Source organism: Methylobrevis pamukkalensis (genome assembly GCF_001720135.1).
Taxonomy (GTDB): Bacteria; Pseudomonadota; Alphaproteobacteria; order Rhizobiales; family Pleomorphomonadaceae; genus Methylobrevis; species Methylobrevis pamukkalensis.
Window position 1 is genome coordinate 1 of record NZ_MCRJ01000031.1, and the last position, 13,480, is coordinate 13,480.

Annotated in this window: 12 protein-coding genes and 3 pseudogenes; 10 read left to right on the forward strand and 5 right to left on the reverse strand. The window is 67.4% G+C overall.

The genetic code is table 11. The features are described 5' to 3' along the window. The 3 genes from A6302_RS07135 to A6302_RS24275 form a co-directional block, all read left to right on the forward strand. A partial coding sequence (locus A6302_RS07135) for a glutathione S-transferase family protein (RefSeq protein WP_069306466.1) occupies positions 1 to 549 on the forward strand: 549 nt, incomplete at its 5' end. Between the two features lie 45 nt (positions 550 to 594). Continuing rightward, positions 595 to 888 (forward strand): Clp protease/crotonase-like domain-containing protein, encoded by a 294-nt coding sequence (locus tag A6302_RS24270; RefSeq protein ID WP_245293963.1) that lies wholly within the window; start codon positions 595 to 597, stop codon positions 886 to 888. After that, a complete protein-coding gene (locus A6302_RS24275; protein WP_245293964.1) occupies positions 888 to 1,364 on the forward strand; it encodes an enoyl-CoA hydratase/isomerase family protein in 477 nt (158 codons plus the stop codon). Before A6302_RS24270 ends, A6302_RS24275 begins: the two co-directional genes overlap by 1 nt. Before the next feature lie 95 nt (positions 1,365 to 1,459). Here A6302_RS24275 and A6302_RS07145 read toward each other — a convergent pair whose 3' ends face one another. Further along, positions 1,460 to 2,035: a hypothetical protein gene (locus A6302_RS07145; RefSeq protein WP_069306467.1), complete on the reverse strand. Its 576-nt coding sequence runs from the start codon at positions 2,033 to 2,035 to the stop codon at positions 1,460 to 1,462. 76 nt (positions 2,036 to 2,111) lie between these two features. Beyond that, positions 2,112 to 4,531, reverse strand: a pseudogene (locus tag A6302_RS26425) (membrane-bound PQQ-dependent dehydrogenase, glucose/quinate/shikimate family). Positions 4,532 to 4,708: 177 nt separating this feature from the next. Between A6302_RS26425 and cyoA the strand changes: the two are divergent. From cyoA to A6302_RS07180, 7 genes and pseudogenes are all read left to right on the forward strand, one after another. After that, entirely contained in the window at positions 4,709 to 5,665 is a 957-nt protein-coding gene (gene cyoA, locus A6302_RS07155; protein ID WP_069306468.1) for a ubiquinol oxidase subunit II, read from the forward strand. Positions 5,666 to 5,667: 2 nt separating this feature from the next. Continuing rightward, positions 5,668 to 6,483 carry a cbb3-type cytochrome c oxidase subunit I gene (locus A6302_RS25240; protein ID WP_280938933.1) on the forward strand — a complete coding sequence of 272 codons (816 nt, stop codon included), beginning with the start codon at positions 5,668 to 5,670 and terminating at the stop codon, positions 6,481 to 6,483. After that, positions 6,483 to 7,669, forward strand: a pseudogene (locus A6302_RS07160) (cbb3-type cytochrome c oxidase subunit I). The gene A6302_RS25240 and the pseudogene A6302_RS07160 overlap by 1 nt, the downstream one beginning before the upstream one ends. Continuing rightward, positions 7,666 to 8,367: a cytochrome (ubi)quinol oxidase subunit III gene (locus A6302_RS07165; protein ID WP_069306469.1), complete on the forward strand. Its 702-nt coding sequence runs from the start codon at positions 7,666 to 7,668 to the stop codon at positions 8,365 to 8,367. The pseudogene A6302_RS07160 and the gene A6302_RS07165 overlap by 4 nt, the downstream one beginning before the upstream one ends. Beyond that, positions 8,364 to 8,771: a cytochrome o ubiquinol oxidase subunit IV gene (gene cyoD, locus A6302_RS07170; protein WP_069306470.1), complete on the forward strand. Its 408-nt coding sequence runs from the start codon at positions 8,364 to 8,366 to the stop codon at positions 8,769 to 8,771. The genes A6302_RS07165 and cyoD overlap by 4 nt, the downstream gene beginning before the upstream one ends. Before the next feature lie 4 nt (positions 8,772 to 8,775). Beyond that, positions 8,776 to 9,108: a cation:proton antiporter domain-containing protein gene (locus tag A6302_RS25700; protein WP_069306471.1), complete on the forward strand. Its 333-nt coding sequence runs from the start codon at positions 8,776 to 8,778 to the stop codon at positions 9,106 to 9,108. Then, on the forward strand, positions 9,102 to 10,112 hold the full coding sequence (locus A6302_RS07180) for a cation:proton antiporter domain-containing protein (protein ID WP_069306472.1): 1,011 nt from the start codon (positions 9,102 to 9,104) through the stop codon (positions 10,110 to 10,112). The genes A6302_RS25700 and A6302_RS07180 overlap by 7 nt, the downstream gene beginning before the upstream one ends. Before the next feature lie 75 nt (positions 10,113 to 10,187). Here the strand turns inward: A6302_RS07180 and A6302_RS07185 are convergent, their stop codons facing one another. From A6302_RS07185 to A6302_RS07195, 3 genes and pseudogenes are all read right to left on the reverse strand, one after another. Then, positions 10,188 to 10,589: a host attachment family protein gene (locus A6302_RS07185; RefSeq protein WP_069306473.1), complete on the reverse strand. Its 402-nt coding sequence runs from the start codon at positions 10,587 to 10,589 to the stop codon at positions 10,188 to 10,190. 215 nt (positions 10,590 to 10,804) lie between these two features. Next, a pseudogene (gene recQ / locus A6302_RS07190) lies at positions 10,805 to 12,620 on the reverse strand (DNA helicase RecQ). A 116-nt stretch (positions 12,621 to 12,736) separates the two neighbouring features. Next, the gene (locus A6302_RS07195) at positions 12,737 to 13,342 is read right to left on the reverse strand and encodes a TetR/AcrR family transcriptional regulator (protein WP_069306474.1); all 606 of its coding nucleotides are present in this window, start codon (positions 13,340 to 13,342) and stop codon (positions 12,737 to 12,739) included. Positions 13,343 to 13,480: the final 138 nt, after the last annotated feature.

A 13,480-nucleotide genomic window follows, 5' to 3' on the forward strand; every position in this document is an offset into this window, starting at 1 on the left:
GTCCGCAAGGGGGAGCAGAAGGAGCCGGGCTTCATGGCTCTCAACCCGAACGGCAAGGTGCCTGTGCTGGTCGATGATGTGAACGGCGAGCGGCTGGTCCTGACGGAAAGCGCGGCCATCCTCGTCCACCTGGCGGAGAAGACCGGCAAGCTGCTTCCGGAAAGCGGTGCCGCCCGCGCCCGTGTCTTCGAGCAGCTCTTCTTTCATGCGTCCGGCCTGAGCCCTGCCTTCGGCAATACCGGCTTCTTCAGGCGCTCGTCGCCCGAGCCGCAGCCGATCGCAGAGGGCCGCTTCGCCGGCGAGGCCGAGCGCATCCTCGGTCTTCTCGACGCGGCGCTGGCCGACCGGGCCTTTGCCGCCGGTGATGTGTTCACGATCGCGGACATCGCCCATTTCGGCTGGCTGTGGCGCCGGCAGTTCCCCGGCCTGACGCTCGACGGCCGGCCCAACCTGGCCCGCTGGTACGACGAGGTTGCCGCCCGGCCGGCCGTGCAGCGCGCCGTCGCCCGCGTCGAGGCCCTGGTCGAGCTCCACCCGCCCGCCGCCTGATCCTTCCCGTCCATTCGCCCGATTCAAGACAGCAGGAGAACAACCATGTCCCCTTTCAGCACCTACAAGTATTCCTTCGCCAATGCCCGCCTGACCCGTTCGGAAAGCGGCGTCCTCGAAGTCGCGCTGCACACCGATGGTGGCAAGCTGGTCTTCAACGGCCACACCCATGAGCAGTTCGTCGATCTCTTCCATCAGATCGGTTCGGACGCCGACAACCGGGTCGTGATCCTCACCGGCTCCGGCGATGCCTTCATGGACGCGATCAGCCCCGAGGGCTTCGATTTCTTCTCGCCGCGCGGTACGACAAGATCTACCGCGAGGGCAAGAAGGTCCTGATGAACATCCTCGACATCGAGGTGCCGCTGATTGCCGCCCTGAACGGGCCCGTCCTGCTGCACTCGGAATATGTGCTGCTCGCCGACATCGTGCTCGCAACGCCGGAGACCGTTTTCCAGGACAAGCCGCATTTCGACTTCGGCATCGTGCCCGGCGATGGCGTGAACCTGCTGTGGCCGGAGGTGATCGGCAGCGTGCGCGGCCGCCATTTCATCCTCACGCGGCAGGTTCTCGACGCCCGGACCGCCAGGGAATGGGGCGCCGTCAACGAGATCGTGCCGGCGGAAGACCTGCTGGCCCGCGCGCGCGAAATCGCCGAGGGCCTGGCCGCCCTGCCGCCGCTGACCAGCCGCTACACCCGCATCGCCCTGACCCAGAAACTGCGCCGGATCGTCGACGAGGGCGCCGGTTACGGCCTTGCGCTGGAAGGGATCAGTGCCGCCGAAGTCGCCCGCTCCATGGCGGCACAGGGCTGATCATGGCCCCGTCATCATCAAGACTCCCGAACGGAAGAAACTGATCATGTCCCTGCAATCAGCCGTGCTTCGTGACGGGGACCGAGGCCTCGCCGTCACTGATCGCGCGCGAGATCCGCCATCAGCTTTCGCCGGTCGCGCCTGCCCCGGATCTGCTCCGTCCAGAGTTCCTCGCTGCGCAGCGCAGTCGTTGCTCCGTCCCCGCGGATGAGAAAGGTTCTGCGGGCACCCACCGGGAGATCTTCCGAACCGTAGATCCCGACGGCCTCGACCGTCATCCGGCGGAAGCTGGAAGGCGGGCGTGCGGCCGCGGCGAAGGCCTGCCGGACAAGGTCGCCGAAGGAACCGAGGTCACGGCTGGCTCCCGCTTCCAGCGGGCCCTGCCGGGTTGTGCCCTCCGTATCGATGTTGGTCACCGCGCCGGCGACATCGCCGCCCTCCAGAGCTAGCCGGATCTGGACACTCGAGACGTAGACCGCACCGGAACTCATGTTGGCGAGCAGGCAGCGCGCGGCAAGTCCTTCACCCGCGCCTCGGGTGATCACGAGCGTCGCGCGAAGGCTGCTCCGGTAGCTGCTGATGAACACCTGCAGATAGACGAGCCAGACGACCAGGGTTCCGGCGCTGGTGAGCGCCGAGACCGCGTCGCTGTTGCTGGCGATCCAGTCCACCGTCTTGCCCTCCCGCCGTCCGGTGTCTGCGGGGCGGCAAAAGGGCGCGCCTCGCAAGCATTGCACGCCTCAAGGCCTACCCGCGTTGCGGGAGCGCGTAGGCGATAACCTCGTCGCCGATCGGTGTCTCCATGAAGTGATGTCCGCCGGTCATGATGACCACATACTGACGGCCGCCGACCTCATAGGTCATCGGTGTCGCCTGGCCGCCCGCCGGCAGCGAGTCCTGCCATACGGTCTCTCCGGTCTCGATATCGATCGCCCGGATGAGACCGTCCGTGGCGGCGGCGATGAAGATCAGGCCGCCCGCGGTCACGACCGAGCCGCCGTTGTTGGGGGTGCCGATCGAGATCGGCAGCATGGACGGAATGCCGAACGGGCCGTTGTTCAGGGCCTGGCCGAACGGCCGGTCCCACAGCGTCTCGCCGGTGGCGAGGTCGATCGCCCGGATGCCGCCATAGGGCGGTTCCTTGCACAGCAGATTGGTGACGGGCAAGCGCCAGCCCGCGTTGACGTCGATGGCGTAGGGGGTGCCGGCCTGCGGGTCGCCGGCGCCTTCCGCGCCGCCTTCACCGAGGCTGCCCCCGCGCTCCTCGCCGCGGGCGACCCAGCCCTGCGCGTCGGCCTCCGCGCGGGGCACGAGCCGGTTGTGGTTCGGCATGTCGTTGTAGTTGGCAATGAGGATGCCGCGGCTGGGATCGACCGTGACGCCGCCCCAGTCCGAGCCGCCGTTGTAGCCGGGGTACTGGATCCAGTGCGTGTCGCTCGTCGGCGCCGTGTAGATGCCCTCGTAGTGGGCCTGCCGGAACTGGATGCGGCAGATCATCTGGTCGATGGGCGACATGCCCCACATCGAGGCTTCGGTCAGCTCCGGCTTGCGCAGGGTGTGGTAGGTCGAGAATGGCTGGGTCGGCGAGCGCTCCTCCGGTTCGACGCCGCCCTGGGGAACCGGCCGTTCCTCGACGCCCGTCAGCGGCTGGCCGGTCCGGCGGTCGAGGACGTAGAGATCGCCCTGCTTGCTCGGCAGGACCAGCGCCGGCACGGTGCCCCCTTGCGCGGGGAAGTCGATCAGGGTCGCCTGCGAGCCGAGGTCATAGTCCCACACGTCCTTGTGGACCGTCTGGAACGACCAGACCGGATCGCCGGTGGTCACGTCGATGGCCGTGAGCGAGGTGGAGAAGCGGTTCTCCGCCTCCGTCCGGCTGCCGCTCCAGTAGTCGACGGCCGAATTGCCCATCGGCAGGTAGACGAGGCCCAGCTGCTCGTCGCCGGTCGCGGTGGTCCACATGTTCGGGGTGCCGCGCGTGTAGATCGCGTCGCCGGGCGGCGGCGCCGGCAGGTCGGGCTGGGTCATGTCCCACGCCCAGCGCAGTTCGCCGGTGACGGCGTCGAAGCCCTTGATCACGCCGGAGGGGGCGTCGCGCTTCTGGCCGTCGAGGACCTGGTGGCCGATCACCACGACGCCGCGCACGATGGTGGGTGCCGAGGTCATGGACACCATGCCCGGAACGATGTCGCCCATATTCTCCGAGGTCGAGACCTGCCCGTTGCCGCCGAAATCCGCACAGGGCTCGCCCGTGGTGGCGTCGACCGCGATCAGGCGGGCGCGAGGGTGCCCTCGATGATGCGGCGGGCGCAGGCCGCGCCCGCATCGGCGCCGGGGGCCTCGAAATAGGCAACGCCGCGGCAGGCCGCCGTGTAGGGAATGTTCTCGTCGGAGACCTGCGGGTCATATCGCCAGCGTTCCTCGCCGGTTGCGGCGTCATAGGCGATGATGATGTTCTTCGGAGTGCAGACGAAGAGGCTGTCGCCGACCTTGAGCGGCGTGTTCTCGGCGCCGTACTTGTCCTGCGCCAGCTCCGACTGAGGCAGGTCGCCGGTGTGGACCAGCCAGACGCGTTCGAGGTCGCCGACGTTGTCGCGGTTGATCTGGTCGAGCGGCGAATAGCGCCGCGCCGAGTAGGTTCCGCCATAGGCGGGCCAGTCGGCGCCGGCATCCTGCAGGGACGGCTCGGTCATCGTGTCGTTGCCGGGGGGCGGCACGGCGCGCGCGAGGATCGGCGGCGCGCTGGCCGAGATCGCCCAGCCTGCTGCCACCGCGACAACGATCACCGCCGCAATCGCCGTCCACGCATGGCCGGGCCGGATCGACGTCTGGCGAAGCGCGGGGAGCACGGCAAGCACCGGCACCAGCAGCACCAGCGGCGGGATCACGCGCGGGACGAGCGCCCAGCCGTTGACCCCGACTTCCCAGAAGGCCCAGGCGACGGTCAGCGCCACGACGAGGCAGTAGAGCCATGCGCCGGCGGCCCGGCGCAGGACGAGCAACAGGCCCGAGATCCCCAGTCCGATGCCGGCGAAAAGGTAATAGAGCGAGCCGCCAAGCGTGGCCAGCCAGGCGCCGCCGATGAGAAGCACGACGCCGATCAGCAGAATGATGGCGCCGAGCAGGCGAACGGCCCAACGCGCCGGGCCGGACGTTGCGTGATCCTGCATGGTCTGGAGGCCTCCCGTTCCGTGGAAAGCGACCGAACAGGGGCAAACTGTGATTGTTCCCCGATTTTACGCGGCGGCCTCCGGATGACGGGATGGACCGGGAACACTTCGGGCGCGTCTCCGTTCGGTGCGCGGCGATCCGGCGGCAAGGCTGCGGACGACGAGGGGACAACGGACATGAGGCAGGCGCTGCACATGGCGCCTCCGCTGGTCGCGAGCGTGCTGCTGGCAGGCTGCGGGGGAGGGGTGCTGGATCCGCAGGGACCGGTCGGCATGGGCAACCGGCAGATCCTGCTCAATTCGCTTGCCGTCATGCTGGTGATCGTCGTGCCGACGATCATCGGTACGCTGGCCTTCGCGTGGTGGTTCCGCGCCTCGAACCCGAAGGCGCGCTACAACCCCGGCTTCACCTATTCCGGCCGCATCGAGCTCATCGTCTGGTCGATCCCGACCCTGACGATCCTCTTCCTCGGTGGCCTGATCTACTACGGCTCGCACCACCTCGACCCGCGCCGGCCACTGGGCTCTGCCGACCGCACGCTGGAGATCCAGGTGGTCGCGCTCGACTGGAAGTGGCTGTTCATCTATCCCGACCGGCAGATCGCCACCGTCAACGAACTCGCCATGCCGGCCGGGGTGCCGGTCCGCTTCCGCCTGACCTCGGGCAGCGTGATGAACGTGTTCTTCGTGCCCCAGCTCGGCACGATGATCTACGCCATGAACGGCATGGAGAGCGAACTCCACCTTCAGGCCGACCATGCCGGCGAGCTCTACGGGCAGGGCGCCCACTACAGCGGCGCCGGCTTTCCCGGCATGAACTTCACGGTCCACGTGCTGCCGCAGGACGCGTACGACCGGTGGGCGGACACGCTGGGCCGCGGCACGGAGGTTCTGAACGCCGAGACCTACCGCGCGCTCGCCCGGCAGAGCCAGGACGTCGCGCCGTTCGGCTACGGCGAGGTGGAGGCGGGTCTGTTCGACGCCATCGTGCGGCAGGCGCTGCCGCCGGCGCGCGGACCCGATGACGGGCGCGGCGGCGCACCGGAAATCCATCCGCTGCCGCTGGAGGCCAGCATCTGCACCACGCGCGTGGACACCGCGCGGATGCCCCTCGACGTCGAGAAGGGAGGCTGAGCATGCTGGGCAAGCTGGACTGGGCGGCCATCCCCCTCGAGGAGCCCATCCCCCTGATCGCCGCCGTGGTCGTCTTCCTGGGGATGATCGGCGTGGCGGCGTGGATCACCCGGCGCGGCTGGTGGTCCTATCTCTGGCACGAGTGGATCACCTCGGTCGATCACAAGCGCATCGGCGTGATGTACATCGTGCTGGCCGTGCTGATGCTGCTGCGCGGCTTCGTCGATGCCATCATGATGCGCACGCACCAGACGGCGACCCTGTTCGGCGAGGGCTACCTGCCGCCGGATCACTACGACCAGATCTTTTCGGCCCACGGCACGATCATGATCTTCTTCGCGGCGATGCCCTTCGTCATCGGCCTGATGAATTTCGTCGTGCCGCTGCAGCTCGGCGTGCGGGATGTCGCCTTTCCCACGCTCAATTCCGTCGGCTTCTGGCTGACGGCGTCGGGGGCTCTTCTCGTCAACATGTCGCTGGTGATCGGCGAGTTCGCGCGCACCGGCTGGCTGCCCTATGCGCCGCTGTCGGAACTCGAATATTCCCCCGGCGTCGGCGTCGACTACTATCTCTGGGCGATCCAGATCTCCGGCGTCGGCACGCTGGTGACGGGCGTCAATCTCGTGACGACCATCCTGAAGATGCGTGCGCCTGGCATGGGCTATCTGCGCATGCCGATCTTCTGCTGGACGTCGCTCGCCTCCTGCATCCTGATCGTGGCGGCCTTCCCGATCCTGACGGCGACGCTGGCGATGCTGACGCTCGACCGCTATCTCGCTTCCACTTCTTCACCAATGACGCCGGCGGCAACCCGATGATGTTCGTGAACCTCATCTGGGCATGGGGGCATCCGGAGGTCTACATCCTCGTCCTGCCCGCCTTCGGCCTGTTCTCCGAGATCTTCTCGACCTTCTCGTCGAAGCCGCTGTTCGGCTACCGCTCGATGGTGGCGGCGACGCTGTTCATCTGCGTCGTCTCCTTCACGGTCTGGCTGCACCACTTCTTCACGATGGGGGCAGGTGCCAACGTCAACGCGGCCTTCGGCATCGCCACCTCCGTGATTGCGGTGGGAACCGGCGTGAAGATCTACAACTGGATGTTCACGATGTATGGCGGTCGCATCCGCTTCGACACGCCGATGCTGTGGGCGCTGGGCTTCATCACCACCTTCACGGTCGGCGGCATGACGGGCGTGCTGCTGGCGGTCCCGGCGGCCGACTTCGTGCTGCACAATTCGATGTTCCTGGTGGCGCATTTCCACAACGTCATCATCTCCGGCGTCCTGTTCGGCGCCTTCGCCGGCTACACCTTCTGGTTCCCGAGGCCTTCGGCTTCAGGCTGCACGAGGGCTGGGGCAAGGCCGCCTTCTGGTTCACCCTGCTCGGCTTCATCCTCGTCTTCGTGCCGCTCTACATCGTCGGCCTGCAGGGCATGACGCGGCGGCTGCAGAGCGTGCCGGTCGATGGCTGGGCGCCGGCGCTGCTCGTGGCGCTCCTTGGCGTCGCGGTGATGATCGTCGGCGCCGCGTGCCAGATCATCCAGCTCGTCGTCTCGATCCGCCAGCGCGAGAGCCTGCGCGACGAGACCGGCGACCCCTGGGACGGCCGGTCGCTGGAATGGTCGACGCCCTCGCCGCCGCCGGCCTTCAACTTCGCCCGCCTGCCGCATGTGGAGGACGAAGAGCCCTACTGGAGCATCAAGCAGCGCGCCATCGAGGGGCAGTCGCCGGAGGTCCCGGAGAGCTACGAGCCGATCGAGATGCCGAAGAACAGCCCGACCGGCTTCGTCAGCGCCTTCTTTGCCACGGTGATCGGCTTTGCGCTGATCTGGCACATCTGGTGGCTGGCGATCGTGGGCCTTGCCGGTGCCTATGCCACCTTCGTGGTCTTCGCCTGGCGCGACGAGGCCGACTACGAGATACCGGCCGGGGAGGTCGAACGCGTCGACCGGGCGCGGCTCGAGACGCGCGAAGCGTGGTACCGGCGCCGCGAGGGGGTCGCATGAGCGGGACATCAGCCACCGGCAGCCTGCCGAGCGACATCTCCGCCCGGAGCAGCGAGCAGGATCCCTATCGGGTCGGCCGCCATGACGGGCATGGACACAGACACGGTTCGATGGGCCACGGGGAGGGTGGTCCCGCCTCGCGCTACGTGACGGTGACCTACGGCTTCTGGATGTTCCTGCTCTCCGACATCATCATGTTCTCGGCCTTCTTCGCCGGATATGCGGTCCTGTCCGGCGCAACGGCCGGCGGCCCTGCCGCTCGCGAGCTGTTCGAGCTGCCGCGGGTCGCCCTCCAGACAGGGCTGCTGCTGACGTCGAGTTTCACCTGCGGTCTCGGCAGCCTCGCCAGCCACCGCCGCGACATGGTCTGGACCCAGATCTGGCTGCTGGTGACCGGGCTGCTCGGCGCCGGATTTCTGGCGCTCGAGATGCAGGAGTTCGCGGTCATGGTCGCCGACAGCGCCGGTCCCACGCGCAGCGCCTTCCTGTCGTCCTTCTTCGCGCTCGTCGGCTGCCACGGCCTGCATGTCGGGCTCGGCCTGCTGTGGCTCGGCACCATGATGGCCCAGATCTGGGTCAAGGGCTTTCGCGACGACATCCTTCGACGCCTGCACTGCTTCAACCTGTTCTGGCACGCGCTCGACATCGTGTGGATCGCGATCTTCAACCTGGTCTACCTGCTCGGAGCAAGCGCATGACCGCCAAGGACCATCGCGAGGATCATCCCCCGGACATGGACGACGCGGCGCCCGGCGAGGAGGCGGTCAATTCCCGCGAGCCGGCCGGCGGGCTCCGCGGCTACGTCATCGGCTTCGGCCTGGCGATCCTGCTCACGGCGGCCTCCTTTGCCGTGGTCCAGACCGACCTCGTCTACCCCCCGGCCGTCATCTCGGCGCTCGTCGTGCTGGCGATCGGCCAGATGGGCGTGCACCTCGTCTTCTTCCTCCACCTGACGACCGGACCCGACAACACCAACAATGCGGTGGCGCTCGCCTTCGGCGTGTTCGTCGTCGTCCTCGTCGTGCTGGGGTCGATCTGGATCATGTCGCATCTGAATCACAACATGATGCCCATGCACCAGATGAGCCGGGCAGGCGGGTAGGCCAGTGCTGTCGATCTTCGATCTTCTTGCCCTCCTGCTGGCGGCCACCGCCGGCTTCGCCTGGGTCAATCACGTCTATCTCGGCCTGCCGCACACGATCGGCCTCATGATCATGGGGCTCCTGTCGTCGCTGCTTCTGATCGCCGGAGAGCTGCTCGTTCCCCGCGTCCACATCTACGAAGACCTGACCAGCATCATCCGCCACATCGATTTCCAGAGGATCGTGCTCGACGGCATGCTCGCCTTCCTCCTGTTTGCCGGCGCGCTGCATGTGGATTTCTCGCAGATGCGGCGCCGTCGCTGGTCGATCGGTGCGATGGCGACGGTCGCGTGGTGATCTCGACCGCCGTGATCGGCACCGGCCTCTGGCTGCTCGCCCCGCTGATCGGCCTGACGATCCCCTACCTTTGGGCGCTGGTGTTCGGTGTGCTGATCAGCCCGACCGATCCGGTCGCCGTGCTGGCGATCCTCAAGACCGTGACGGTGCCGAAGTCGCTGGAGATCGACATGTCCGGCGAAAGCCTCTTCAACGACGGGGTGGCGGTCGTCCTGTTCTCCGTGCTGCTGGCGGCGGCGACCGGCACGGAGGAGCTCGGGGTTGCCCGTGTCGCCGAGATGCTGGCGGTAGAAACGCTCGGCGGGGCGCTGATCGGGCTCGCCGCAGGCTATGTCGCCTATCGCGCCACGCGCCGCCTCGACGACTACGCGATCGAGGTTCTCATCTCCATCGCGCTGGCGATGGGGGCCTTCTCGCTGGCGACGCATCTCCACGCCAGCGGCCCGCTCGCCGTGGTCGTCGCGGGGCTCTACCTCGGCAACCGGGGGCCGCGGGATGCGCTGAGCGACGAGACGCAACGCTACCTGTTCGGCTACTGGACGCTGGTCGACGAGATCCTGAACTCGATCCTGTTCCTGCTCATCGGGCTCGAGGTGCTGGTGCTGCGCTTCGACTGGTCCCACTCGCTGGCCGCCCTCTGCCTCATCCCGGTGATCGTCGCGGCGCGGTTCACGGCGGCGGCAATTCCGGTGCTCGTGCTGCAACGCTGGCAGTCCTTCGCGCCGGGCAGCATCGCGATCCTGACCTGGGGCGGGCTGCGCGGCGGCATCTCCATCGCGCTCGCCCTGTCCCTGCCGGAGACGCCCGAGAAGCCGATCCTGCTGACGGCAACCTATTGCGCGGTCATCTTCACCCTCGCCGTGCAGGGCCTGACACTGAAACGCGTCATACGGCACTATTGCACGAAGCCGCAGGTGGCAGAGCCCAGGCAGGCCGAAACGCGGCCGGGGTCGCCCGGGCGGACGGGTGCCAGAAAAGGCGGGGGAGAGTCGAAACGCCCCTGAAGGTGGGAGGATGCCGGATCGATGTCGTCTCGCCGGCGGCAGAGAGGTGCCGCGCGGCCGGGAATTCTCCCGTTGTCAGGCGGCGTCGAGGGCCTTTTCGACGTCGGCCAGCGAATGCCCGGTCAGATCCTTGGCGAGTTCGCCGAGGAGAACCGCGGACAGAGCCTTGTGGTAATGCTGGCGCATCTCGCCCAGCGCCCGGGGCGCGGCGATGATCACGAGATTCTCGATCTTGCCGGTGAGCGCTTCCTGATTGAGGTGCTGCACGATGCCCGCGGAGAACTGATCCTCGCTGGCCTGTCCGTGATCGGGATTGGCGGCGCTCGACTGACGGCCGGTGCTCGTGCCCGCATCCGCCTCGACGGCCTCGTGCTTGACGTTCGAGAGCTTCATGCCGGCTTCGTCGCCGACATTGCGGAACAGATTGAACTTTTCACCGTCTGCGACGGCGACGATCGTGCCTTTGGGCAGCTTCATTGAATTTCACCTGATCAAATTGCAAATGCGCCGGAAGATGAAACGCACCGCCAGACACCGAAGTCGGTGACGGCGACAAGCGTTTCCTGCGCGCGAGATGTTCGAAGCGACGCGACACGGCGCGTGGCCTTCTGGAGAACAGCTCCGGTGATGGCGTTGTTCCGGGAAATCGTCACGGGCGGCAATGGCCGCAGCAACACGTGGCAGGATGTCCGCTAGTCCGCCAGTTCGGCGATCACCGCCAGGAAGGCATCGCCGTAGCGGTCGAGCTTGGCCTCGCCGATGCCGGGGACCCTCGCCATCTGCGCGCGCGAGCCGGGCCGGGCGGCGGCGAGCTCGATCAGCGTCCTGTCGTGGAAGATCACATAAGGCGGCACGTTCTGCGCCCGGGCCAGTTCGGTGCGCTTGTCGCGCAGCGCCTGGAACAGGCCCTGATCGGCCTCGGGCAGGGCGGCCGAGGCCTGGGCGCGGGCGGCCCTGTCGCGGCCGGCCCCGTTCCGACCCGTTATGGCGCGGGTCGGCTCGCGCAGCATCAGCTCCGGCTTGTCGCGCAGGAACTGGCGGCCGGCCTCCGAGATCGACAGGCCGCCGTGGCCGCAAGGTCGACGTTGACGAGGCGCAGCGCGATCATCTGGCGCAGGATCGCCCGCCATGTCCGGGCGTCGAATTCCTTGCCGATGCCGAAGGTGGAGATCTGGTCGTGGCCGAACTGGGCGATGCGCGGGTCCGATCCGCCGAGCAGCACCTCGACGATATAGGCCTGGCCGAAGCGTTCGCCGGTGCGGTAGATGCAGGAGAGCGCCTTCAGCGCCGCGACCGTGCCATCGAACAGTTTCGGCGGTTCGGCGCAGGTGTCGCAGTTGCCGCAGGGCTCGGAGTGGTCGCCGAAATAGGACAGGAGCACCTGGCGGCGGCAGCGCGCGGTTTCGGCAAGGCCCAGCAGCGCGTCGAGCTTCTGGCGCTCCATGCGCTTGCGCTGCTCGGGCGCGTCCGACTCGTCGATGAATCGGCTGCGCAGGGCGATGTCGTCGTGGCCGTAGAGCATCAGGCGTCGGACGGCAGGCCGTCGCGCCCGGCGCGGCCGGTTTCCTGATAGTAGGCCTCGATGCTGCCCGGCAGATCGACATGGGCGACGAAGCGCACGTTCGGCTTGTCGATGCCCATGCCGAAGGCGATGGTGGCCACCATCACCACGCCTTCCTCGTGCTGGAAACGCGTCTGGTTGATTTCGCGCGCCGCCTTGTCCATGCCGCCGTGGTAGGTCAGGGCGGTCCAGCCCTGATCGCAGAGCCAGGCGGCCGTCTCTTCCGTCTTGCGCTTCGACAGGCAGTAGACGATGCCGCTCTCGCCCTCGTGCGTCTTCAGGAAGCGCTTGAGCTGCGCCCGCGGATTGTCCTTCTCCGCGATGGCATAGTGGATGTTGGGGCGGTCGAAGCCGGCGACGAAGGCGTCGCTCTCGGCGATATGGAGATGCGACAGGATCTCGGCGCGCGTCGGCTCGTCGGCCGTCGCCGTCAGCGCCATGCGCGGCACATCCGGGAACTGGGAGATCAGCCCGTCGAGCTGGCGATAGGACGGGCGGAAGTCATGGCCCCACTGCGACAGGCAGTGGGCCTCGTCGATGGCGATCAGCGACAGACGGGTGCGGCGCAGCAGGTCCATGATGTCGGACCGGATCAGCGTTTCCGGCGCCACATAGAGCAGGTCGAGATCACCGGCCGTGATGTCGCGCCAGAGCGCGCGCCGGTCGTCGCCCTGCAGGTCGGAATTGAGGGCGGCGGCCTTCACGCCCGCCTGCCGCAGCGCCGCCACCTGGTCGGCCATCAGCGCGATCAGCGGCGAGACCACCAGCCCCATGCCCGGCCTTGCGATGGCGGGGATCTGGTAGCACAGCGACTTGCCGCCCCCCGTCGGCATCAGCACGAAGGCGTTGTTGCCGGCCATCACATGGTCGACGATCGCCGCCTGCGGACCGCGAAAGGCATCGTAACCGTAGACGGTCTTCAGGATGTGCAGGGGGGAACGGGTCAAGGCGGCCTGTGCAAGAATCGAAGGGTTTGCGCTTCATACCAGCTTTGGCGGCAGGCCGCCCGTCTGCTGGCCGCGTGTCTGGCCCGAGCCATTCGAGAAGGTCGGTGGGAAGAGCGTTACGTGCCCGATGATCCGGACTTGCCCTCCGGCCAGCTTGCCAGCGCCTGCGCGGCAACGGCCTCCAGCGTTTCGCGGGGAGATCCGGCCTTGGCCAGCACGGCCATGCCGTGGAGGACGGCCATGACGTAGGCGGTGAGGGCCTCGGAACTGGCCGTTGCCGGCAGGTCGCCCTCCGCCTTTGCCCGTTCCAGCCGTTCGCGCAGCTGCGCCGCGCTGGCGGCGCGCATGTCGATCAGCATCTCCCGCACCGCGTCGGAGTCTTCCGATCCCGCCAGAGCGCCGTTGATGAGGAAACACCCGGTGTGGGTCGGGTAGCGGGTGTTGAGGTCGGCCGCATGGCTGAACAGATGCGCGACAACCTCGCGCGAGGTCGGCAGGGCGAGGGACGCCGGGAAATAGTCGAGATAGCGATCGTAGTAGCGGGCAAGGGCGCGCCGGAACAGCGCCTCCTTGTTGCCGAAGGCGGAGTAGAGCGCAGGGCGTTCCACGCCCGTCGCCGCGGTCAGGTCGGCGTAGGACGCGCCCTCGTAGCCGTTGCGCCAGAACACGCACAGCGCGGCGTCGAGCGCCTTGTCCACATCGAACTCGCGATGACGTCCCATCAGATTGTCTCACCGTATTTCATAACGACCATTATTAAACCGCTTGACAGGCCACGTCCAGTTTTCATACTGATCGTTATCGTAACAGTCGTTACGCTATCCCGACGCGGCATCGCCCGTTGGGGCCTCGAACAGGTA

Bases quoted from the DNA above. Each gene is read 5' to 3' on its own strand.
- A6302_RS24270 (WP_245293963.1), top strand. From the start codon at position 595: ATGTCCCCTTTCAGCACCTACAAGTATTCCTTCGCCAATGCCCGCCTG.
- A6302_RS24275 (WP_245293964.1), top strand. From the start codon at position 888: ATGAACATCCTCGACATCGAGGTGCCGCTGATTGCCGCCCTGAACGGG.
- cyoA (WP_069306468.1), top strand. From the start codon at position 4,709: ATGAGGCAGGCGCTGCACATGGCGCCTCCGCTGGTCGCGAGCGTGCTG.
- A6302_RS25240 (WP_280938933.1), top strand. From the start codon at position 5,668: ATGCTGGGCAAGCTGGACTGGGCGGCCATCCCCCTCGAGGAGCCCATC.
- A6302_RS07165 (WP_069306469.1), top strand. From the start codon at position 7,666: ATGAGCGGGACATCAGCCACCGGCAGCCTGCCGAGCGACATCTCCGCC.
- cyoD (WP_069306470.1), top strand. From the start codon at position 8,364: ATGACCGCCAAGGACCATCGCGAGGATCATCCCCCGGACATGGACGAC.
- A6302_RS07185 (WP_069306473.1), bottom strand. From the start codon at position 10,589: ATGAAGCTGCCCAAAGGCACGATCGTCGCCGTCGCAGACGGTGAAAAG.
- A6302_RS07195 (WP_069306474.1), bottom strand. From the start codon at position 13,342: ATGGGACGTCATCGCGAGTTCGATGTGGACAAGGCGCTCGACGCCGCG.